Origin of the sequence: Novosphingobium subterraneum, from assembly GCF_000807925.1 — a bacterium.
In the GTDB taxonomy this organism is placed as follows: domain Bacteria; phylum Pseudomonadota; class Alphaproteobacteria; order Sphingomonadales; family Sphingomonadaceae; genus Novosphingobium; species Novosphingobium subterraneum.
Genome location: NZ_JRVC01000029.1, coordinates 14,174 through 36,476, shown reverse-complemented (window position 1 = coordinate 36,476; position 22,303 = coordinate 14,174). Strand labels below are relative to the sequence as shown.

The window sequence follows — 22,303 nt, the reverse complement described above, 5'->3', positions numbered from 1 at the left end:
GTAATTCCGTTAAACGATGAACGTCGGTTCAGAAACCGTGAAACATTGTTGCGGAGAACCAAAGTGGCGACACCTCACGGGCAATAACCGCTCGTTTCGTCGCCAATACGGAACCTATTGCGCGGTTCGTCGCGTTTTCACTTCATGACCAAGATCAACGCCATATCGCCCCGCAACACCATGGCGATTTCAGCCATGCTGCTGCTTACTGCCGGAACTGCCCATGCGCAGGACGTTACTATTCCTGTAACTGATGCACCCGTGGCAGCGGCCCCTGTCGTGACTCCCGCGCCGGCAGCTCCGACCATCGTGATCCCGACTGCAACGACGGAGCCTGTTCCTGAGCCCGCGACCGCATCGACGCCAGTGGCCGCGCCGATCGCGCAGCCCCGGCCGGCCGCGCGTCCCACGCCGCGTTCAGTGGCGCGTGAGTCGGCGCCTGCACCTGCGCCAGCAGCTGCAACGGAATCGACGCCAACGCCGGTCGCAGCCCCCGTCCCGGCCCCCATCCCCGCTGTTGCATCGTCTTCCGTTTCAGAGCCAACGACAGCAGCCCCCGTTGCGGCAGACGTCGCCACGGACAGTGCAGCACCGGACTGGGCACTGCCGGTCGGCGCTGCAGCAACCCTGCTCGTGCTGGGTGGCGTGGGCCTTGCCGTCAGCCGCCGCCGTCGCGTCTATGCGGAAGACGTGGATTTCGTGCCCCCGGTTGCAACCCGGCCCAGTCTGAGGCCCCAGCCCGAGCGCCGCGTCGCGCCGCCAATGCCGCCCGAGCGACCCTCGACCCCGACATACGCCATGTCGGCTGCAAGCACCCGCACCGCGAGCGAGCGCGAAGCCCTGATCGAACGCATCGTTGCGTCTCCGCCAGACGATGCCAACCCGTTCCAGTCGCGCAAGGCGCGCCGCCGCCGTGCGCGGATCATGGTGCAATCGATGGCCGCACGCAGCGAAGTGCCGACCACGCGCCCCGAACAGCTCGCGCCCGAGGTTCGCACGGATTACGCGCAGGCCTGAACCCTTCCAAAACCCCTCAAGGACAAATGAGCCTCGTCCGCTGGACGGGGCTTTTTGCATGGCAAACGCGCGGTAACGTCGCAAAACGATAAGCGACATATCGTTTTTCAATATTATTGATTGACGATAAGGCGAGTCGATATTATTGAATATCGATATTGACCTTATCGGAGAACGATCATGTCCCGCCTGCTTTCCCAGCCGCCGCCGCGATCCTCTCGCTGCTGCTGGCTGCCACGCTGTGGCTGCCGACGATGGATGCCGGCTCAGCCCCGTTCGCGCTCGCCGATGGTCCGGTCATGGCGACCTACCAGCTCCCGCTCGCCGCCTGACCGCCCACTCAACAGGAGGGAATCCAATGTCCACACTCCGCACCGACCCGCTTCTGGGATTGGCCAAGGCTTTGCTCACGTTCATGCTAATCGTAATCGTGATTGGCATGGTGGGTCTCGGTATAGGTTTTGCAGCCACGGTCGGCCTGCACGGGATGGTTGCCGAAAAGCTCGCCAAGGCCGGTGCCGCAGAATCGACTTATTGGCTCATCCTGCTGATGTTCCCGCTGCTCGCTGCGATGCTGGCTTCGATGCATCGTTTCGTCGAAAAGCTCCGTGCCATCGTCACAACGGTCGAGGACGGCGATCCGTTCACCCCCGGCAACGCCGAGCGTCTGCGCGCGATGGCGTGGCTGTCGGTCATCATCCAGCTGCTTTCCATACCCGTCGGGATCGTCGGCGTGATGCTTGAGCAGGCCAGCGCGGATGCAGCGTCGGTCAATGTCGATGCCGATTTCTCGATCAACGGCCTGCTGCTCGCGCTTGTCCTGTTCATCCTCGCCCGGGTGTTCCGCACCGGCGCGCAGATGCGCGAAGACCTGGAAGGGACCGTGTGATGCCGATCAATGTCAAACTTGACGACCTGCTCCACGCCCGCCGCATGACGCTGACCGAACTGGCCGAACGCATCGACCTGACACTCGCCAACGTCTCGATCCTCAAGACCGGCAAGGCCAAGGCCATCCGCTTCTCGACGCTGGAAGCGATCTGCCGGGAACTTGACTGCCAGCCCGGCGACGTTCTGGGCTATGAACCGGAAGGCGGCGATAGCCCCGAAGCTTGACTTCACAGCGCGAATCCGCCAGAGGCCCGCCCGACCGGTGGGCCTCTTTGGCCTTGCCGATCATCCGTCCGAGACAGTTGGTGTGCAGGATCTGCCTGCACTTAATCTCCAGCCTAGACGGGGAAAAGAGTTTCAAGGCCCCTCGCTCCTGCAAGGATCGTGGCGCCCCTCGCGCTTTACGGCGCACCTCCTTCCCTTGTCACGGACTCGCCGGTGGTCTTCGGGCCATCGACAAACGTAGCCGACTGTCCGGGTCTCCCGGCTCAGTCACATGTGAAGGAGTATGGCATGGATCGTTCGCAGAAAGCCGATTCGGTCGCCTTCCTTAACGGCGTCTTCAGCGAGGCCGGCGCGGTGGTCATCACCCGCAACCTCGGCATGACGGTGGCCCAGTCCACCGCCCTGCGCACGAAGATCCGCGAAGCGGGCGCGACCTACAAGGTTGCGAAGAACAGTCTTGCCAAGCTTGCCGTCGCAGGCACCGATTACGAAGGTCTGGGTGATTTCTTCACCGGTCCGACCGCAATCGCCGCCTCTGTCGATCCGGTTGCTGCCGCCAAGGCAGTGGTCGAGTTCGCCAAGACCACCGACAAGATCGAAATCGTCGGTGGTGCAATGGGTTCGCAGGTTCTCAACGAAGCCGGGGTCAAGGCGCTCGCCTCCATGCCCAGCCTCGACGAGCTGCGCGGCACGCTTATCGGCCTCATCCAGGCTCCGGCCACGAAGATCGCCCAGCTCACGACTGCTCCGGCAGCCAAGCTGGCCCGCGTCTTCGGCGCCTACGCCAAGGAAGCCGCATAAGACCGTTCGTTCGATTTACGCTCGCCGCGCCACTCGGGCGCGTGGGCACCACAAGATCAGGAGTGAAATACCATGGCCGATATCGCCAAGCTCGTTGAAGAACTTTCGAAGCTGACCGTCCTCGAAGCCGCTGACCTCGCCAAGGCTCTCGAAGAAGCATGGGGCGTTTCCGCCGCTGCTGCTGTTGCCGTTGCTGCTGCTCCGGCTGGCGCTGCTGCTGAAGCCGCTGAAGAGAAGACCGAATTCGACGTCATCCTCACCGGCGACGGTGGCAAGAAGATCCAGGTCATCAAGGAAGTCCGCGCGATCACCAACCTGGGCCTGACCGAAGCCAAGGCGCTGGTCGAAGGCGCTCCGAAGGCGATCAAGGAAGGCGTGTCGAAGGCTGAAGCCGAAGACATCAAGAAGAAGATCGAGGAAGCCGGCGGCACCGTCGAAGTCAAGTAATCTTCTTCCGGTTTTCCGGACAAGTTACAGGGAAAGGCGGGGCATTCAGCTCCGCCTTTTTCATTTGTGGTCAGTCCGTTGCGACGGGGACCCGCACGCAGACCAACAGCCCACCGCTTTCCGCGCGTGCGAACTTGATAGCGCCACCAAAGCGCTCAAGCAGACGATGTGCAGTGGGAATGCCAAGCCCGAAACCTGCCGTGTCGCGCGCCCGCGCGTCGTCGATGCGGTAGAACGGCGCAAGAATCCGTTCGAACTGGTCTTCGGAAATTCCCGGCCCGTCATCGGCGATCAATACATGCCAGCGGCCTTGCGCATCCGGTTCGACGCAGACCTTTGCCTTGCCGCCATAATGCACGGCATTTTCGATCAGCGGGTGCAGGGCCATCAGCAAGGGCTCGCGCCAGGTGCAGATCATGGCCCCTGGCGTAACCTCGACCTCGGCCTTCCCTTCAAAGCTGCCCATGACAAGGTCCGTCACTGCGAGGCCGAGGTCCATCATGACCGCTTCAGGCGCAAGGTGCTGAGCCCTGAGGTAGCGCTGGAGAGACATCAGCATGGCTTCCATTTCGCTCGTGGCATCACGGACAAGGCCTGCAATCTCGGCATCGTCGATCAGGTCGGCGGCTATGGTCACGCGCGAGAGGGGCGTGCGCAGATCATGGCTGATGGCCTCGAACGATCGCGCCTGATCCTCGAGCATCGCCGCGATGCGCTCCTGCATGGCATTCATCGACCGGGCGAGACTGCGCAGGTCGTCGGGGCCGCTTTCGCGCACCGGCACGACCTGCCCCTTGCCGATCGCGTCGGCGGCGTCGGTCAGTTCGCGCAAGGGCCGGGTGATGATGCGCAGCGACCACAGCGACAGGGCAAAGCCGACTACGGCCGTGATCAGCGTCAATACCGTGGCGCGCAGGGCAATCGGCCAGCCCGAGGTCACGTCGCGCGAACGGAAGTTGAGCCAATGCCCGTCTCGAAGCCGCATCGCTCCGACGAGATTGCCGTAGCCCAAGCGCGACGGCTCAAGTCCGAGCATGATCTGCTGCCCGGCCAAGGTGGGCTCCCAGCGCAGAATGTGCCCCCGGATCTCGCTGACAGCTTCGTCCTCGCGACCGACCAGCGCCTGTGGCGAGTTGGACAGCGCGACTTCCAGGTGGCTCGTGCTCATGATCGTGCCGAGTGCGTCCGGATGCAGTTCGTGCACGCGGTTGCTGACCACGAGCAGTTCGGCAACGCGCCGAGCGTGATCCTCGCGCAGCGTCTCCTTGTCGATGACATCGTAGAAGGCGAGGCTCGCCACGGCCTGGACGGCGGCCATGACCAGCAGAAGCGTCGCTGCGCGCACCGCCAGTCGCGACAGATTCGGTCCATGCGGCGGATGCGCATCGACAAGCGCGCGAAGGCGACCGATGCCGCCTTGCGCCCGCGCCGCCGGTTTGCGTGCCATGCGCAGCCGGTCTGCCCATTGGCCGAACCCTTCCATCGGCAGAACGCTGTCACTGACCGGGGAGTGGGTCAACCATTGCCGCCACGCGGACATGATTTGTGACATCAAGTCGCATGAAATCCACATATATCATGGGTTTGTGACGGCGCTTGGCTCATGGCGGAGTTTCTGCCCACGGCCCTTGGACCGCGTGGCGCCATGGCCTGCCGCGACTCGGTCACACAGCGCTTTCCTTCCGGGCCCCCCGGCCCTACACCGCGCGTCCCATGTTTGAACGGCCGCCTCACAGATGGATCGACGAACTGCGGGCGATGCTGCGGCTCGCCGCGCCGCTTGTCGGTGCCAACCTCCTGCAGATGGCAGTCTTCGCGGTCGATGTCGTGTTCGTGGCGCGGCTCGGGCCGGAAGCGCTGGCAGCCTCGTCGCTGTCGGTTTCGCTGTTCGGTCTGCTGGTATGGAGCCTGACGGGCCTCGTCGGTGCCGCATCGCCACTGATCGCGGCGGAACTCGGGCGAAGGCGGCACGCAGTTCGCGAAGTGCGCCGCACGGTGCGCATGGCTGCTTGGGCTGGCCTGCTTGCCTCCCTCGTCGCGATCGGTGTGTGCATGCTCGGCGGGCCCCTGATGCGCATCACCGGGCAGGACCCTGGCGTGATCGCGCGCGCCGTTCCCTTCCTGCAGGTGCTGATGTGGGCCGCGATTCCCGCAGTCCTTGCAGCGCTTCTCCGCACCGTCGTGGCAACGCTCGGCAGGCCCGGCATCGGCACCGCGATCACCGGCATGGCGGTGGCGATCAATGCGCTGGGAAACTGGCTCTTCGTCTTCGGCCACATGGGGGCGCCCGAACTGGGCCTGCTTGGTTCCGCGATCTCCAGCGTGTTGACCAGCGTGGCAATGCTGCTGGCGTTCGTCGTCGTGATACGCTTCGATCGAAGGCTCCACCGCTATCGCCTGCTTGGCCGGTGGTGGAAGCCCGAATGGACGCGGTTCGCGGATGTTCTGAAGATCGGCCTGCCGATCTGCGGCACGATCATCGCCGAGGCCGGCATGTTCAACGGCGCGGCCTTCCTGATGGGCAGAATCGGCGAAGTCGAGCTGGCCGCACATACGCTGGCCCTGCAATTCGCGGCAATCGCCTTTCAGGTACCGTTTGGCGTCGGCCAGGCGGCGACGATCCGCGTCGGCCTCGCTTATGGCGCGGGCGACAACCCGGCCATCGCCCTAGCTGGCCGGGTGGCGACTCAACTCGGCATTGGCTTCATGGCCCTGTCGGCCGCCGTCATGCTGCTGTTCCCGCTTCAGCTCCTGCAGCTCTACATTGACCCTGCTGCCCCACAGAACGCGACGGTCGTGGCGCTGGCACTGCAGTACATGATGGTTGCAGCTGCATTCCAGCTGTTCGATGGCGCGCAGGCAGTCGGCGCCAGCCAGCTGCGGGGATTGCAGGACACCCGCGTGCCAATGCTCATCGCAATCTTCGGCTACTGGGTGCCAGGCGTGGGCACGGCGCTGGGCTTGGGTCTGTTTACCGGCTTTGGTGGCTTGGGCGTGTGGTTCGGCCTGCTTGTCGGGCTGATCTTCGTTGCCGGACTGATGCACTGGCGCTGGGCAAACCGCGCGAAGCTGGGGCTCCTGCCGGCCTGAAGGTGCGCTTCGCCGATTTGTTCATCTGCGTGAAAAGAATCTGCGCCACACCCATTGACGCCCCTTCCACCGGCACCCATATGCCGCCCGCTGGCACTCTCGCCTTGAGAGTGCCAAGGCTCATTTTTTAACTTGGAAGAGGGAGCAACCCATGACTTTCCGTCCGCTGCACGATCGCGTGCTCGTACGCCGCGTCGAAGCCGAGGAAAAGACTGCCGGCGGGATCATCATCCCCGACAGCGCCAAGGAAAAGCCCGCTGAGGGCGAGATCGTCGCCACCGGCACCGGCGCTCGCGCCGAAAACGGCACGATCACCCCGCTCGACGTCAAGGTCGGCGACCGCGTCCTGTTCGGCAAGTGGTCCGGCACCGAAGTCAAGGTTTCGGGCGAGGACCTGCTGATCATGAAGGAATCGGACATCCTGGGCGTGATCGGCTGAGCCGAACCCCGGATTTCCTGAATCAACTCAAAGACATTCAAAGGAACGAGAAATGGCTGCCAAGGACGTACGCTTTTCGCGCGACGCTCGTGAACGCATTCTGCGCGGCGTCGACATCCTCGCCGACGCGGTGAAGGTCACGCTGGGCCCCAAGGGCCGCAACGTCGTGATCGACAAGAGCTTCGGCGCGCCCCGCATCACCAAGGACGGTGTTTCGGTGGCCAAGGAAATCGAACTCAAGGACAAGTTCGAGAACATGGGCGCCCAGATGCTGCGCGAAGTGGCCTCGAAGGCCAATGACGCAGCCGGTGACGGCACCACCACCGCGACCGTTCTCGCCCAGGCGATCGTTCGCGAAGGCATGACCGCGGTTGCTGCGGGCATGAACCCGATGGACCTCAAGCGCGGCATCGACATCGCCGTCGGCAAGGTCGTCGAGAACCTCAAGGCGCGTTCGACCCCGGTCGCAGGCTCGGCCGAAATCGCCCAGGTCGGCATCATCTCGGCCAATGGTGACACCGAAGTCGGCCAGAAGATCGCCGAGGCCATGGAAAAGGTCGGCAAGGAAGGCGTGATCACCGTGGAAGAGGCCAAGGGCCTCGAATTCGAACTCGATGTCGTCGAAGGCATGCAGTTCGACCGCGGCTACCTCTCGCCCTACTTCATCACCAACCCGGAAAAGATGACGGTCGAGCTCGAGAACCCGTACATCCTGATCCACGAGAAGAAGCTCTCGTCGCTCCAGGCGATGCTGCCGATCCTCGAAGCGGTTGTGCAGTCGGGCCGCCCGCTGCTGATCATCGCCGAAGACATCGAAGGCGAAGCGCTGGCGACCCTCGTCGTCAACAAGCTGCGCGGTGGCCTCAAGATCGCCGCCGTCAAGGCTCCGGGCTTCGGTGACCGTCGCAAGGCCATGCTGGGCGACATCGCCACGCTGACCGCCGGCGAAATGATCTCCGAAGACCTCGGCATCAAGCTGGAGAGCGTCACGCTCGCCATGCTCGGCCAGGCCAAGAAGGTCACCATCGACAAGGACAACACCACGATTGTCGACGGTGCCGGTTCGGCCGAAGAGATCAAGGCCCGCGTCGAGCAGATTCGTGCGCAGATCGAAGTCACCACTTCGGACTACGACCGTGAGAAGCTGCAGGAGCGTCTGGCCAAGCTTGCTGGCGGCGTTGCCGTCATCAAGGTCGGCGGTGCGACCGAAGTCGAAGTGAAGGAGCGCAAGGACCGCGTCGACGACGCTCTCCACGCCACCCGCGCTGCGGTTGAGGAAGGCATCGTTTCGGGCGGCGGTACCGCGCTGCTCTATGCGACCAAGGCTCTCGACGGCCTCAAGGGCGCCAACGACGACCAGACCAAGGGCATCGACATCGTGCGCCGCGCGATCCAGGCCCCGATCCGTCAGATCGCTGCAAACGCGGGTCACGACGGTGCTGTCGTCGCCGGCAACCTGCTGCGCGAGAACGACGAGAACCAGGGCTTCAACGCCGCGACCGACACCTATGAGAACCTCAAGGCTGCCGGCGTGATCGACCCGACCAAGGTCGTCCGCACTGCCCTGCAGGACGCTGCCTCGGTCTCGGGCCTGCTGATCACCACCGAAGCGGCGATCAGCGAGAAGCCGGACGACAAGCCCGCGATGCCGCCGATGGGCGGTGGCATGGGCGGCATGGGCGGCATGGACTTCTAAGTCCACGCCTGTTCAAGCTGACACGAATTGGGCCGGAAGGAGCAATCCTTCCGGCCTTTTTCGTTTTCCCGCCCCTTTTGGCAGGACGCGGGAACAAGCTGCGATGAACTGCGTTTGGCATGCGATGGACTGCGCCCAATCCTGCTCGCCTGAATCGACCCATCCGTGAAAGACGGCGTCGCCGTAGCGGATCCGTCTTTCCGCGCGCCCGCTGTCGGCCATGAGATCTATCGCATCCTGTTCGAGAACATGGACGATGGCTTTTGCGTCATCAAGTTCCTCGATGGGCCCCACGGCCCCCTCAGTGACTATGTCCACGTCCTCGCCAACCCTGCTTACGAGCGGCACACCGGAATTCCGAACGTGGTCGGGCAGCACTTGCGCGACATGGTGCCTGACGAGGCCGATGACTGGATCGCCTTCTACGGCAAGGTGCTGCACACGGGCGAGCCAATCCGGTTCCGCAACGAATTGGTCGCAACCAACCGCCACCTCGAGGTTTCGTCGTTCCGCATCGGCACGTTCGAGGATCGGCTGGTCGCGGTCCTGTTCAAGGACGTGACCGAGAGGGTCCGGGCCGAAGGCGCCTTGCACCAGCTCAATGAAACGCTCGAACAGCGGATTGCCGATGCGCTCGCGCAGCGCGAGCAGGCCGAGAACGCCCTGCGCCAGGCGCAGAAAATGGAAGCGGTGGGCCAGTTGACCGGTGGCCTCGCGCACGATTTCAACAACCTCCTGGCAGGTATAACCGGCGCGTTCGAGCTGGTAGGCCGGCGCGTGAACCAAGGCCGCAGTGACGAGGTGCCACGCTATGTCGAAGCAGGGCTTGGCGCCGCACAACGCGCTGCAGCACTGACCCACAGGTTGCTTGCGTTTTCACGGCGCCAGACCCTCTCGCCGCGGGCAACGCATGCCAATCGCCTCATCGAAGACTTCATCGAACTCGTCCGGCGCACCATGGGGCCGCAGATCGCCGTGCAGACTGATCTCGATCCTGCACTCTGGCTCGCGCTGGTAGACGCCAACCAGCTCGAGAACGCACTGCTCAATCTGTGCATCAATGCCCGCGACGCGATGCCGGACGGCGGCACGCTTGCCATCTCGACGCTCAATCTCGCGCTGGACGAGGACGATGCGCGAAGCCGCGGTCTTCCATCCGGTGACTACATGACGATCACCGTGTCCGACTCCGGCGTGGGCATTGCCGACGAAGATCTCGACCGCGTGTTCGAACCCTTCTTCACGACCAAGCCCACGGGCAAGGGAACAGGCCTGGGCCTGTCAATGGTCTACGGCTTTGCACGCCAGAGCAACGGCATTGTCCGGATCCGTTCGACGCAGGGCGTGGGCACGCAAGTGCGGATCTACCTGCCGAGGCACGATGCTGCGCTCGAAGATGTCGTGGAGCACGCAGACATCCGTGGCCTCGATACGCCGCCCGATGCCACCGTGCTGGTCGTGGACGACGAACCTACCGTGCGCATGATGATGCTCGACGCGCTGGCCATGATCGGCATGCGCTGCATCGAAGCTGCCGATGGCGCAGCGGCGCTCGCCGTGCTTGATCGCTACCCCGATATCGATCTGCTTGTCACCGACGTGGGCCTGCCAGGCGGACTCAACGGCCGACAGGTTGCCGACGAGGCGCGCCGCCGCTTGCCGGATCTCGGCGTGCTGTTCGTGACAGGTTACGCCGACAGCGTAGTGCTGCAGAACGATGCCCGTCTGGAGGATCGAACCGCGGTCCTGACCAAGCCCTTCCCGATCGAGGAACTCCAGCGACAGGCCGCGCGCCTGCTCGCCGGCAATCTAGCCGATCCCTCTGCGGTGCCGTTTCCCGCAGTCAGCTCTCTATGACCCGCTCGTAAAGGTCGACAGCCGCTTCGTCCTCGAAGATATGTTCGTCATAACGAACGAAGCCAAGACGCTCGGCCAGTCGCACGGACGAATGGTTCTCAGGCTCGATCATGCAAGCGATGCGGCGCGGCTCGTGAGTGCGGTCGAACCAGTCCAGCGCCGCCTCCATGCCTTCTCTTGCATAGCCACGGCCCCAGAAGGGCCGCGCCACGATCCACCCTGCCTCGACCACGTCATCAAGCCCCTTGCCGAAGCCGCGCAGTGAATGGAACAGGCCCATTTGCCCGACGAAGGCATTGCTGCCCTTCTCGTGCACGAGAAACATGCCGTAACCGTACAGTTGCCACGAGCCAGCGCCGCGCAGGGCACGCGAAAACATGTCTGTGGTAGGGTCTTCCGGCCGAGGCCCGAGGAAGCGATGTACTTCGGGATCGGCGACAAGATCGCGCAGAAGAAGATAATCGTCGCGACCCGGCACTCTGAGGATCAGCCGATCCGTCTCCAACTGCGGCAGCGCGTTCACAACATTACGTCCATCGCATGCAACACGAGGCCAACGAGTCCACCGACCAAGGTGCCGTTTATGCGGATGAACTGCAGATCCCGGCCGACCGCCCCCTCGATGCGATCAGTCACGGTGCGGGCGTCCCACCGCTTCACGGTTTCGGACACGAGCCGCACGATCTGCGCGCCGTAGCGCGTCGACACGCCGACCAGCGTCCGCCGGGCAAAGCGATTGACCACCTTCTGCAGTCGAACATCGCGCTGCAGCGCATTGCCAAGCTCGGCAAGGCTTGCCCCCAACTGGCCGCCCAGCGCGCCGCGCGGGTTGCGGACGACCTGCAGGAGGCGCATCCTGCCACGTTCCCACAATCCGTCCAGCCACCGGCCGAATGCCGGATTGGCCAGCACCTCGTGCTTCATCCGTTCGACCTTCGCGCGCATCTCGGCGTCATTCACCAGATCGTCGGCAAGCGTTGCCAGACCTTCCTCGATCTTGCGGCGCAACGGGTGGTCGGGGACGACCAGCGTTTCAGCCAGAAGCTTGTAAAGGCCATCGAGGATGGCATTCGCCAGCTTCTCATCAAGGCCTGTCCAGCGCAGGATCGTGTTGGCGCGCTCGTGAATGGTTGACTGGATGAGAGGCTCGTTTGCCTCGATCGTCTCTGCAGCCTTGCGGATCAGGCTTTCGATGACCGGCATGTGCCGCCCATCGGCGATTGCCGCGCCCAGCAGCTGGCCCAGCAATGGCGCCAGTTCCAGCTTCTCCAGCTGCGTCCGCAATGCGCCTTTGGCTAGACCGCCAAGTTCATCGGGATCGAGCGATTCCAGCACATCGGCCAGCAACCCTGCCGCCCCATCGCGCAAGCGGCTTTCCCCCGTCCGCGGATCGGACAGAAACGCACCGGCGGCGGCGGCGGCGTTGACCGCCCCCATGCGGCGCGCGACAACCTGCGGAGTCAGGAAATTGGCCTGCAGGAACGATGCCATCGTATCGGCAATGCGGTCCTTGTTTTCGGGTATGATCGCCGTGTGCGGGATTGGCAGACCAAGCGGATGGCGGAACAGCGCGGTTACCGCAAACCAGTCCGCCAGGCCACCGACCATCGCCGCTTCGGCAAAGGCCCGGATGAAGCCGATTGCCGGATGCAGTCCCTCATACCGTCGGGTGGCAACATAGATCAGCGCCATCGCCACCAGCAGGCAGGTGGCGACGATACGCATCCGCCGGGCACGATCAACCACCATTGGCATTGCGCGCCCTCTACCGATGCGGACGGGTCCGCTGGGGTTCGAAGGCGCTGCTTCGACGTGCTGTTGCGATCTGGCGGTCACTCCGCCGGAAATGCCTCGTGCTGCGGTTCGTTCCGCGTGGCTGGTACAATCGGCTTGGCAACGGGCCTTGGTGCCGGCTCATGCCCGAGAACCTTGCGGGCGAGCCATGGCCCGACGCGCTTCTCGAGACCGTCGGCAAGGCTGAAGCCCGCCGGCACGATCAGCAGGGTCAAGGCCGTGGACAGCGTGAGCCCGCCGATCACCACGACGCCCATGGGAGCACGCCATCCACCATCGCCGCCGACCGAAACCGCGGTCGGGATCATGCCGGCCACCATGGCCACGGTGGTCATGATGATCGGCTGCGCACGCTTGTGCCCGGCTTCGGTAATGGCCTCGAGCTTGGCCTTCCCGGTGGCCATCTCCTCGATTGCGAAGTCGATCAGCAGGATCGAGTTCTTCGCCACGATGCCGAACAGCATGAGAATGCCGATGAACACGGGCAGAGACAGCGCCTGCCCCATCAGTCCGATCGCCAGCAAGCCGCCCAGCGGGGCGAGGAACAGCGACCCCATGTTCACCAGCGGCGAGATGAAGCGGTGGTAGAGCAGCACCAGTACCGAGAACACCAGCAAGATGCCCGAAGCGACGGCGATGACGAAATTGTACATCAGCTCGGCCTGGAACTTGTCTTCGCCTGCCGCAGTGTTGGAAACGCCCTGCGGCAGATTTCGCATTACGGGCAGCTTCGCGATGGCGTTCATTGCATCGCCCTTGACCACGCCCGGAGGCAAGTCCGCACCGACAAAGACGCGGCGGCTCTGGTTGTAGCGCTGGATCTGCGTCGGCCCCGAACCGAATTCGATCTCGGCCACGCGCGACAGCGGAACCGATCCACCCGAAGCGGTCGGAACCGGCAGGTTCTCCAGCGTCGAAAGGTCCCGGCGCGAGGCTTCCGGCAACTTCACACGAATCGGAACCTGGCGATCGGACAGCGAGAACTTGGCGCTGTTCTGGTCGATTTCGCCCTGAGTCGCGATGCGGATCACCTGGCTCAGCGTCTGCGTTGTCACGCCGAGGCTCGCCGCAAGATCAAGCCTTGGCTTGATGATCACTTCAGGCCGGCGCAAGTCGGCACTGATGCGCGGTGCCACGACGAGCGGCAGCGTGCTCATCTGATCGACCAGCGTCTGTGCGGTCTTCTGCAGCAATTCTGGATCGGACCCGGCCAGCATGATGCTTATCGGTCGGCCCGAACCGCCACCGGGACCGCTCGGCCCCTGGGCCTGGAAGTTCGCCCGGATGTCCGAGATGGACTGCAATTGCGGGGTCAGTTCGCGTTCGAAGACCAGGCTCGTCCGTTCGCGGTCGGGCCGGAGGTTGACATAGATGTTGCCGCGCCCCTCCCGCACCGAGGCCAGCTGCGATTCCACCTCGGGCTGCTTGGCGAGCAGGTCGACGACCTCGCCCACCTTGCGCTCGGTCTGTTGCAAGGTCGTGCCCGGGACCATTTCGATGGTGACCGTGCTCGAATCGCTGTCGGCGTCGGGGAAGAACTGTGCCGGGATCGACATGAACATGACGATGGTCAGCACGAAGGCACCGGCCCCGATGCCCATCATCCACAACCGGTGGTCGCGCAAGCGCGCGCGGAAGCGGCGGCGCGGATGCTCGGCGCGGTAGGCCCTCGCCTTCGAGGTATCGAGCGACCAGCCCAGCACCTTCATGTACTTGTCCATCCACGGCCCGCTGCCATGCTCCGCCTCGCCGTGCGCCTGCAGGAAATAGGCCGCGATCATCGGGGTGATCATGCGCGCGACCAGCAGCGAGAACAGGACCGAGATGACCACGGTCAGGCCGAAGTTCTTGAAGAACTGGCCGGATACGCCGGGCATGAGCGCCACGGGAAAGAACACGGCTACGATGGAGAACGTCGTCGCCACAACCGCGAGACCGATTTCGTCGGCGGCGTCGATCGCCGCCTGATAGGCGGTCTTGCCCATTCGCATGTGTCTGACGATATTCTCGATCTCGACGATCGCGTCATCGACCAGTACGCCCGCGACAAGCCCCAGCGCCAGAAGCGACATCTGGTTGAGCGTGAAGCCCATCAGGTCAAGGACCCAGAACGTGGGGATCGAAGACAGGGGAATGGCCAGCGCCGACACGATCGTCGCGCGCCAGTCCCTCAGGAACAGGAACACCACGACCACCGCCAGGACAGCGCCTTCGACCATCGCGTTCATCGACGAACGGTACTGATCCTTGGTCTGGATGACCGAGGTAAACAGGAGCTCGAAGTGGATCTTGCCGCCCTGCTCCTGCTTGATCTTCTCCATTTCCTTGAGCGCACCGTCATAGACGGACACGTCGGACTCCGCGCGCGCACGCGAAAACGAGAAGGTCACGACAGGCTTGCCGTTGAACTTCGCGATCGAGGTCAGTTCGCTATAGGAATCGCTGACATCGGCAACGTCGGCCAAACGCACCGTGCGATTGCCGCTGAGGCTGATCTCGGTCTGCGACAGTTCGTACGCGGTCTTCGCATTGCCGAGGACGCGAACCGACTGGCGCGAGCCGGCCACTTCGGTCTTGCCGCCTGCCGCGTTGATGTTGACTTGGCGCAGCGCTGCATTGACCTGGCTTGCAGTGACGCCGAGGCTTGTCATCTTCATCGGATCGAGCGTGACGGCAATCTCGCGATTGACCCCGCCCGAACGGCTGACCTCGGCCATGCCGGGCACGGTCAGCAGGCGCTTGGCGATCGTATCGTCAATGAACCACGAGAGCTGCTCGATGGTCATGTCGTCCGCCGCGACCGCGAAGTAGGCAATCGGGTTGGATGAGGTCTCGACCTTGAACACCTGCGGCTCGAGGATGCCCTCGGGCAGGTCGGAACGGATCTGATCGACCTTGTTCTTGACCTCGTTGACCGCGGCGTTGATGTCCTGGCCGATCTTGAACTGGACCTGCGTCTGGCTGCTGCCTTCGGAGGCAGTCGACGTCAGCGTGTCGACACCGGCGATCGATCGCACGGCCGATTCGACACGCTGCGTGATCTGGTTCTCGATCTCCGTCGGCGCAGCGCCGGGCTGGCTGATCTGCACGATGACGACCGGAAATTCGATGTCCGGGTTGTCCTGGACCTTCATCTGCATGAACGAGACGAGGCCAGCGAGCGTGAGCCCGAGGAACAGGACGATGGGTACGACCGGGTTGCGGATGCACCAGGCCGAGATGTTCTGGAAGTTCATCGCCAGCCCTTATTTCTGAACGACCGGCCGGACCTTGTCCCCCGGATTGAGGAAGCCGCCGGCCCGCAGCACCACCCGCTCGCGGCCCGAAAGTCCCTCGACGACGGCGATGCCCTTCGCACTGACCTGACCGGTCTTCACCGGGCGGCGAACCGCCTTGTCATCCTGGTCGATGACGAAGACGTAGGACCCCTTATCGTCGCTGAGGATGGCCGATTCCGGCAGAAGCGGCGCGTTCGTTGTCCCGGAAACCAGCGTTGCGGTGGCAAAGCCGCCGGGGCGCAGGACCTTGTCATAGGCAAGGGCAATGCGCGCGATCCCTTCGCGACTTGTCTGGTCGATCGTCGGCGAGAGTTGCCAGACCTGACCCGAGAACTTGCGGTCGGTGCCGACAGGCGTGACTTCCGCGCTCGCGCCCACCGCAAGACGCGCAAGGTCGGATTCCGAAAGGCGGGCCTGCATTTCCATCTGCCCGTCACGCGCCATGGAAAACAGAACGCCAGAACCCGGCGTGACGATCTGGCCCGGTTCGGCCGCACGCGTCAGGACAAGACCCGCCGCCGGCGCGACGATATTCAGACGCGCAGCGCGGGCACCGAGTTCGCCAAGGCTGGCCCTTGCCACCCGCACCCGTGCATTGGCGGCATCGCGGGTGGCGGTGAGCCGGTCGATGTCTGCCTTGGAGATAAAGCCGCGCTCCACCAGCTTGAGCGCACGATCGAGGTTGGCCTGCGCCAGCCGCGCATCGGCGGCGGCCACTTCGACATTGGCGGCCTGGCTCGCGATCTGCTGGCCCTGGACCGACCGGTCGATCACAGCGAGAACCTGGCCTGCACGGACCCAGTCGCCCGCATCCACCAGCACCTGCACGATCTGCCCGCCTTCCCCGGCAACCCCGACCGGCATCTCGCGCCTCGCGGCAATCGTGCCGCTGGCCGTGATGGTTCCAGCGATGGTGGTGGTACCGGGCACCACGACGGTCACAACCTGCGCCTGCGATTCCTGCGCATCGGCAGCGGCATTGCCATCGCCCCGGTGCATGAGAAACCACGCTGCTGCCAGAACCGCCAGAACCGCTGCACCGATGATCCAGATGCGTCGGGACGACAGCCGACCATCGCCCTCTCCGTCAAAAGCGGGCGAGACGGTATTGTCGGCGTTGATCGTCGTTTCGTAGTTCATGTTCGTCAATGCCTTCGTCCCGCGGCGGGGCGAGGGCAGGCCCCTTGAAATTCGAGTAGGTGTGTTACATTCATAACGCACTTGCCGCAAGCATGCGGCACCGCCGTATGGCAGGTCATTGCATTGCAATAGCTACCCTTCCGACGAGGCGCAATTCCGTCTCGACGAAGGACTTATGCCGAAATGGACACCGTGTCTTTCTTGCACCTGTAACTTTTTGTAACCCGCCGGATACCTTTGCAGTGCAAGCGAACAACGGAACAGATGCCCCAAAGAACAACGGCCGCCTCCCGAAGGAAGCGGCCGCCGCGGATGGAGCTGGTTGTTGCGATCAATACTTGAGCTGTCGCTCGTACAGGTCGCGATAATGCTGGATCCGGGTCACGCGCAGGCCCTGCATGCCCGAGCGGTCGACCGCGCGCTGCCACGATGCGAACTCCTCGAGCGTGAGGTTGTAGCGCTCGCAGACCTCGTCGATGGTCAGGAGCCCGCCGTTCACTGCCGCTACGACTTCCGCCTTGCGCCGGACCACCCAGCGCGTGGTGTTGGCAGGCGGCAGACTGTCGAGCGTCAGGGGTTCGCCGAGCGGGCCGATGACTTGTGCCGGACGGATTTTCTGGTTCTCGATCATGTCAGTCTCGTGCTTCGGCGCGGCCTTGCCGCGTCACGGTCATATCGGCGGCGAATGTGCCCAGTCCTGCTTTGCCATTCGCTGAAGACTTAGGGTTAACGACCCGTTCATGCGGTGGATTGCCCCATACGTTCGACGCAATGAAGGCGGCGGTGAGTCGGTGGAAACTGCCACCTTCCTCGGCGAGCCCATCTTCGCCTTCCGCACACATCGATCGGCGCAGATCCTGCGTTGCGGCGATGCGGGCGCACAGCCCGTGCCACGACAGCGGACGCAACCCGGACCCGGCTGTCGAAGCAGTGTCGCCGCCGAAAAACGCCGCATGATCGTTCAAACTCATATCCATCGCCGTGCTTCTAGGCGCGAGATGGCTAAGGTCCGGTAAAGGGGCCGTTTAATTGTTGTTTATCTTGTGACGGTCCGAATCCGTGTTCCTGCCGCACGCTTTGCGCTGCGGCGCCAAACCGACTATGGCGCGCACCATGCTCGAAACGGCAACACTTCCAGACCTCTTCGACCTGCCCCAACCGGTCAAGGCGCGGCGCATCGTCGTTGCCATGTCCGGTGGCGTCGACAGTTCGGTCGTTGCGGGAATCGCTGCGGCAAGCGGGGCTGAAGTGATCGGTGTTACCCTGCAACTTTACGATTATGGCGCGGCGACCGGGCGCAAGGGCGCATGCTGCGCCGGTGACGACATTCGCGATGCACGTGCCGTGGCCGACCGCCTGGGCATCGCCCATTACGTCTTCGACCACGAATCCAGCTTCCGCGAGGAAGTCGTCGAGCGCTTTGCCGATGATTATCTCAACGGTCGGACTCCGATTCCCTGCGTTCGCTGCAACATGGGACCGAAGTTTACCGATCTTCTGGCGATGGCCCGCGAATTGGGTGCCGATTGCCTGGCGACCGGTCACTACGTGCGCCGCGTGGTCGGTGCCAATGGCCCCGAACTCCACCGTGCGTTCGATCCGGCGCGCGACCAGTCCTACTTTCTCTATGGCACGACCGAGGCGCAGCTCGATTTCCTGCGTTTCCCGCTGGGCGGCCTGCCGAAGACCGAAACGCGCCGCATCGCCGAGGACATGGGCCTCGTCGTCGCCGCCAAGCCCGACAGCCAGGACATCTGCTTCGTGCCGGATGGCGACTATGCGAAGATCGTGCGGTCGGTCCGGCCCGAAGGCGACGCGCCCGGCGAGATCGTCCATGCTGCCAGTGGCGAAGTGCTCGGGCACCATCGCGGCATCATCCACTATACCGTGGGCCAGCGGCGGGGCCTCGAGATCGGCGGACAGCCCGAACCGCTCTACGTGATCGGTCTCGATGCGCCGCAGCGCCGCGTGCTGGTGGGGCCGCGTCCGATGCTGGCAGTCAGCCGCGCGAAGATTACGGAAACCAACCGCATCGGCCCGCTCCCGGCGGGACCGCTGACGGCAAAGGTGCGCTCGCTGGCAAAGCCCGTACCGGTCGAACTGGAAGGTCCGTTCGGCGAAGGCGCCAGCGCAACGATCCGCTTCATGCAGCCCGAGTACGGCGTCGCTCCGGGGCAGGCCGCTGTGCTCTATGCGGGCGAGCGGGTGGTCGGCGGCGGCTGGATCGATTCGACCGAGCGTTGGGACGCCTGATACCAAAGCTTTGCAGCTTCAATTCTTGCGCCCTATTTCTTCCACGGCTCGAGCACGCAGCCCGGCCCCTTGCGATAGGTTGCGGTCTGGCTGAACAGCAGGGCGAAGCGCGCTGTCACGCTCTTGGCCTCGGCGTCCTCGCTCAGGGACACCAGTTCCATTCCCGGCTCGAAATCCTTGCGGCAATCCGACAGTTCGCGCCCGCCAACGAAGCGGCACGAACACGCCACGCGCGCGCCATAGCTTGCCCCGGTCGTCGCATAGCCGCGAATTGCGGTCCAGAACGTCGCCAGCACCGCAAGCAGCAGAGCCAGTGCGATCAGCAGCGCGCGCCAGCGCCAGCTGCGTCTGGGCGCGATCGTCAATGACGGAGCTGTGGGGTAACTTTGGTTGCCGGTTGCCATGACTGCCGATTCTGGTCGAAAGGACTGGCCCGATGGCCCGTCGCTCGCTCTCCCTTATCCTGACCCTTGCGCTGCTGCCAGCCGTGGCTGGCTGTTCGCGGGGGACGAATGAGGCCGAAGGGCCACCGCCCGTCTCGGAAGAAGCCATGAAGGCGGTGGTCAAGGACCCCGGCACCGGTCGCGAAAAGCTGGCCCGCGCGGTCGACGCCCTGTTCGCGCCCGAGATGGGCGAGACGCGCGCTGTCATCGTGATGAAGAACGGTCGCATCGTCGCCGAGCGTTATGCCGAGGGCTATCACGAGAATACCCGCTTCGTCAGCTGGTCGATGGCCAAGTCGGTCACCGGCGTGATGATCGGGATGCTCGTGTCCGATGGGCGCCTGCGGCTGGACGAGACCGCGCCGGTCCCGGCGTGGCAGCGCCCCGGCGATCCGCGCGGCGAGATCACGCTTCGCCAGTTGCTGCAGATGCGGTCGGGCCTGCGCCATTCCGAAGCGATCGATCCGGTCTACGAATCCGACGAAGTGCGCATGCTGTTCCTCGACGGTCGCGACGACATGGCGCGCTATGCCGAGGACCAGCCGCTCGAAGCGGAGCCGGGCCGCAAGTTCGAATACTCTTCGGCGACCAGCGTGATCCTCGCCGATCTCGCAGCGCGCGTGCTCTCGCCCGCGCCGAACCCGGAGAATCGCCGTCAGGCCGTGGCCGATTACCTGCGCACCCGCCTGTTCGAACCGGCTGGCATGAAATCGATGCTGCCCGAATTCGACGCCACGGGCACTCTGATCGGCGGTTCGCTGATCCACGGCACCGCGCGCGACTGGGCGAAGTTCGGCGAGTTCCTGCGCAACAAGGGCTCGGTCAAGGGCGCGCAGATCATCCCGCGGCAGTGGATCGAGTTCATGGTCACGCCCTCGCCACGAGAGGCGCAGTACGGCGCGCAGATCTGGCTCAACCGTACTCCGACGAACGGCGAGTCTTCGCTGTTTCCCGATCGCGGCCCGAAGGACCTGTTCGCCTGCATCGGCCATCTCGGCCAGTACGTGATCGTCAGCCCGAGCCGCGGGCTAACTGTGGTGCGCCTCGGCAAGACGCCGGACGAACAGCTGGCCCCGATGGTGGACGGCCTGGCGGACGTTGTGGCGCTCTACCGCTGAGGCTTCACGGCAGGCGGAACAGCCCCTCGACCACGGTCACGCAATCGCCGCCCAGCAACACGCGATCACCTTCGAGGCGGCAGACGAAGTCCGCGCCGCGTGCCGAGGCCTGATGCGCCGAGAATGTCGCGCGCCCGAGCTTGCTTGCCCAGTACGGCGTGAGCGCAGCGTGGGCCGATCCGGTGGCGGCATCCTCGTCAATCCCGCCACCCGGCACGAACACGCGGCTGACGATGTCTGCGCCCGAGGCATGTCCGCTGCCCGCGGCGGTGGCGATGAACTGCGTGTCGCCGAACCGTAGCAGGGCCTTGAAATCCGGCGCGAGTGCGAGGACTTCGTCAGCCGTGGCGTAATGAAAGATGTTGTAGCCATCGCCCTGCCAGACGTCGATCGGCTTGCCCGGCCCGAGCAGAGGCACCGCATCGTCGAACGCACCGGGAGCCGTGGGCACGGCCGGAAGCGAAAGCACGTAGCGATCGCCATCGCGCGCAACCTCGAGCACGCCGGCCTTGCGCGTCGAGAACGTGACACGGCCCCGCATCGGGTCCTGCGCCAGCACGACGTGCCCAGATGCCAGCGTGGCGTGGCCACACATCGCCACTTCGACAGCAGGGGTGAACCAGCGGAGCTCGAAATCGGCCATGCCGGTTTGATCGGGCACGAGGAAGGCGGTTTCGGCGAACATGTTCTCCGCGCCGATCGCCTGAAGCGTTGCATCGTCAGGCCAGGCATCGAGCATCATCACCGCCGCCTGATTGCCGCCCAGGGCGCGGGCGGTGAAAGCATCGACGTGGAAGTAGGGAACTCGGGAATCGGTCACGCGGCTGTCCTCAAGTGTTCGGCGCACCCTGTGCGAGGATGGCCGGGCTGGTGCCATCGGGACCGGGGCTGAGCAGGTTCTCGGCGCCCATCATGTCCTCGTCGACCAGCCCTTCGGGGTCTGGGTGGATGAGGATCTCGACGCCGGGGAACTCCGCCATCAGCTTGTCCTCGATCTCGTCCATAACACGGTGCGCCTCGGTCACGGTCATGCGTCCGTCGACCCAGACGTGGAACTGGACGAAATCGCGGTTGCCGCTGGTGCGGGTGCGCAAGTCGTGCAGGCCCTTGAGCTCAGGGTGCTGGGCGACGACTTCGAGAAAACGCTCGCGCTTCTCGAGCGGCCATTCGTGGTCCATCAGCTGGTCGACGGCTTCCTGCGATGCGCCCCACGCGCCCCACGCCAGCCATAGCGCGATGCCGAATGCGAACACCGCGTCGGCACCCTTGATGCCTACATAAGTGTCGAGCACCAGCGCAGCGATGACCGCGAGGTTGAGGAACAGGTCGGACTTGTAGTGCACATTGTCGGTGCTGATCGCCAGGCTGCCGGTCTGCCGGATGACGTGGCGCTGGTAGGCCAGCAGTGCCAGGGTCGCGCCGAGCGCGATGGTCGAGACAACGACGCCCGACTCCGCCTCGGCCACTTGCGCCTGCCCGAGGAACTGCCCGACCGCACGGAAGGCAAGGCCGATGGCCGAGATCGAGATCAGGACGACCTGGAACATCGCCGCCAGCGCTTCGGCCTTGCCATGCCCGAAGCGGTGGTTGTGGTCGTCAGGCTGCGAGGCGACCCACACGCCGAGCAGGGTGGCAAGGCTCGCCACCAGATCGAGCGCGGTATCGGCAAGGCTGCCGAGCATGGCGGTCGACCCGGTCGAGAGCACTGCCCACGCCTTCATGCCGACGAGAAGCACCGCCACCGAAATGCTGGCAAGCGCAGCCTTGCGGTTGAGGTCGGCGTGAGTGTCGGCGCGGGTCATGTCCATGGCGGG

Annotated in this window: 22 protein-coding genes; 12 read left to right on the top strand and 10 right to left on the bottom strand. The window is 64.3% G+C overall.

The features are described from left to right. The first annotated feature begins 144 nt into the window (after positions 1-144). The 6 genes from NJ75_RS23540 (at position 145) to rplL (ending at position 3,381) form a co-directional block, all read left to right on the top strand. Positions 145-1,017, top strand: coding sequence for a hypothetical protein (locus NJ75_RS23540; protein ID WP_052242710.1), 873 nt, complete (start codon positions 145-147; stop codon positions 1,015-1,017). Between the two features lie 158 nt (positions 1,018-1,175). Continuing rightward, positions 1,176-1,349: a hypothetical protein gene (locus NJ75_RS24535; RefSeq protein ID WP_156135905.1), complete on the top strand. Its 174-nt coding sequence runs from the start codon at positions 1,176-1,178 to the stop codon at positions 1,347-1,349. A 26-nt stretch (positions 1,350-1,375) separates the two neighbouring features. After that, positions 1,376-1,906, top strand: a complete 531-nt coding sequence (locus NJ75_RS20775) for a DUF2975 domain-containing protein (RefSeq protein ID WP_039337849.1) — start codon at positions 1,376-1,378, stop codon at positions 1,904-1,906. Continuing rightward, complete coding sequence (locus NJ75_RS20770) at positions 1,906-2,133, top strand: helix-turn-helix domain-containing protein (RefSeq protein WP_039337848.1); 228 nt, start codon at positions 1,906-1,908, stop codon at positions 2,131-2,133. Before NJ75_RS20775 ends, NJ75_RS20770 begins: the two co-directional genes overlap by 1 nt. Before the next feature lie 288 nt (positions 2,134-2,421). Further along, complete coding sequence (rplJ, locus tag NJ75_RS20765; protein WP_039337847.1) at positions 2,422-2,934, top strand: 50S ribosomal protein L10; 513 nt, start codon at positions 2,422-2,424, stop codon at positions 2,932-2,934. Positions 2,935-3,006: 72 nt separating this feature from the next. Continuing rightward, a complete protein-coding gene (gene rplL, locus NJ75_RS20760; protein WP_039337844.1) occupies positions 3,007-3,381 on the top strand; it encodes a 50S ribosomal protein L7/L12 in 375 nt (124 codons plus the stop codon). Between the two features lie 70 nt (positions 3,382-3,451). Here rplL and NJ75_RS20755 read toward each other — a convergent pair whose 3' ends face one another. Further along, on the bottom strand, positions 3,452-4,900 hold the full coding sequence (locus NJ75_RS20755; RefSeq protein WP_236727216.1) for an ATP-binding protein: 1,449 nt from the start codon (positions 4,898-4,900) through the stop codon (positions 3,452-3,454). A 194-nt stretch (positions 4,901-5,094) separates the two neighbouring features. Here NJ75_RS20755 and NJ75_RS20750 point away from each other — a divergent pair, with 194 nt between their 5' ends. The 4 genes from NJ75_RS20750 (at position 5,095) to NJ75_RS20735 (ending at position 10,463) form a co-directional block, all read left to right on the top strand. Further along, complete coding sequence (locus NJ75_RS20750) at positions 5,095-6,471, top strand: MATE family efflux transporter (protein ID WP_039337843.1); 1,377 nt, start codon at positions 5,095-5,097, stop codon at positions 6,469-6,471. A 151-nt stretch (positions 6,472-6,622) separates the two neighbouring features. Further along, positions 6,623-6,910 (top strand): co-chaperone GroES, encoded by a 288-nt coding sequence (gene groES / locus NJ75_RS20745; protein WP_039337841.1) that lies wholly within the window; start codon positions 6,623-6,625, stop codon positions 6,908-6,910. 52 nt (positions 6,911-6,962) lie between these two features. After that, positions 6,963-8,606 carry a chaperonin GroEL gene (groL, locus tag NJ75_RS20740; RefSeq protein ID WP_039337840.1) on the top strand — a complete coding sequence of 548 codons (1,644 nt, stop codon included), beginning with the start codon at positions 6,963-6,965 and terminating at the stop codon, positions 8,604-8,606. Between the two features lie 165 nt (positions 8,607-8,771). Continuing rightward, a complete protein-coding gene (locus tag NJ75_RS20735; protein WP_230487726.1) occupies positions 8,772-10,463 on the top strand; it encodes an ATP-binding protein in 1,692 nt (563 codons plus the stop codon). On the opposite strand, the gene NJ75_RS20730 is transcribed toward NJ75_RS20735, so the two are convergent. The 6 genes from NJ75_RS20730 to NJ75_RS20705 form a co-directional block, all read right to left on the bottom strand. Next, the gene (locus tag NJ75_RS20730) at positions 10,450-10,986 is read right to left on the bottom strand and encodes a GNAT family N-acetyltransferase (protein WP_052242709.1); all 537 of its coding nucleotides are present in this window, start codon (positions 10,984-10,986) and stop codon (positions 10,450-10,452) included. The two genes, NJ75_RS20735 and NJ75_RS20730, sit on opposite strands and share 14 nt — an antisense overlap. Further along, positions 10,983-12,188 carry a DUF445 domain-containing protein gene (locus NJ75_RS20725; protein ID WP_039337863.1) on the bottom strand — a complete coding sequence of 402 codons (1,206 nt, stop codon included), beginning with the start codon at positions 12,186-12,188 and terminating at the stop codon, positions 10,983-10,985. Before NJ75_RS20725 ends, NJ75_RS20730 begins: the two co-directional genes overlap by 4 nt. Before the next feature lie 107 nt (positions 12,189-12,295). After that, the gene (locus NJ75_RS20720) at positions 12,296-15,493 is read right to left on the bottom strand and encodes an efflux RND transporter permease subunit (protein WP_039337838.1); all 3,198 of its coding nucleotides are present in this window, start codon (positions 15,491-15,493) and stop codon (positions 12,296-12,298) included. 9 nt (positions 15,494-15,502) lie between these two features. Further along, positions 15,503-16,675: an efflux RND transporter periplasmic adaptor subunit gene (locus NJ75_RS20715; protein WP_039337837.1), complete on the bottom strand. Its 1,173-nt coding sequence runs from the start codon at positions 16,673-16,675 to the stop codon at positions 15,503-15,505. Positions 16,676-17,006: 331 nt separating this feature from the next. Further along, a complete protein-coding gene (sciP, locus tag NJ75_RS20710) occupies positions 17,007-17,306 on the bottom strand; it encodes a CtrA inhibitor SciP (protein WP_039337836.1) in 300 nt (99 codons plus the stop codon). A gap of 1 nt (position 17,307) precedes the next feature. Then, a complete protein-coding gene (locus NJ75_RS20705) occupies positions 17,308-17,640 on the bottom strand; it encodes a hypothetical protein (protein ID WP_156135903.1) in 333 nt (110 codons plus the stop codon). A gap of 136 nt (positions 17,641-17,776) precedes the next feature. Here NJ75_RS20705 and mnmA point away from each other — a divergent pair, with 136 nt between their 5' ends. Next, a complete protein-coding gene (gene mnmA / locus NJ75_RS20700) occupies positions 17,777-18,928 on the top strand; it encodes a tRNA 2-thiouridine(34) synthase MnmA (protein ID WP_169745754.1) in 1,152 nt (383 codons plus the stop codon). A 32-nt stretch (positions 18,929-18,960) separates the two neighbouring features. Here mnmA and NJ75_RS20695 read toward each other — a convergent pair whose 3' ends face one another. Further along, a complete protein-coding gene (locus NJ75_RS20695) occupies positions 18,961-19,293 on the bottom strand; it encodes a hypothetical protein (protein WP_322788206.1) in 333 nt (110 codons plus the stop codon). A 71-nt stretch (positions 19,294-19,364) separates the two neighbouring features. On the opposite strand from NJ75_RS20695, the gene NJ75_RS20690 reads away from it, so the two are divergent. Then, the gene (locus NJ75_RS20690; protein WP_039337834.1) at positions 19,365-20,489 is read left to right on the top strand and encodes a serine hydrolase domain-containing protein; all 1,125 of its coding nucleotides are present in this window, start codon (positions 19,365-19,367) and stop codon (positions 20,487-20,489) included. A 4-nt stretch (positions 20,490-20,493) separates the two neighbouring features. Here NJ75_RS20690 and NJ75_RS20685 read toward each other — a convergent pair whose 3' ends face one another. Beyond that, positions 20,494-21,309: a PhzF family phenazine biosynthesis protein gene (locus NJ75_RS20685; protein ID WP_039337859.1), complete on the bottom strand. Its 816-nt coding sequence runs from the start codon at positions 21,307-21,309 to the stop codon at positions 20,494-20,496. Between the two features lie 10 nt (positions 21,310-21,319). Beyond that, positions 21,320-22,297, bottom strand: a complete 978-nt coding sequence (locus NJ75_RS20680; protein WP_039337833.1) for a cation diffusion facilitator family transporter — start codon at positions 22,295-22,297, stop codon at positions 21,320-21,322. Positions 22,298-22,303: the final 6 nt, after the last annotated feature.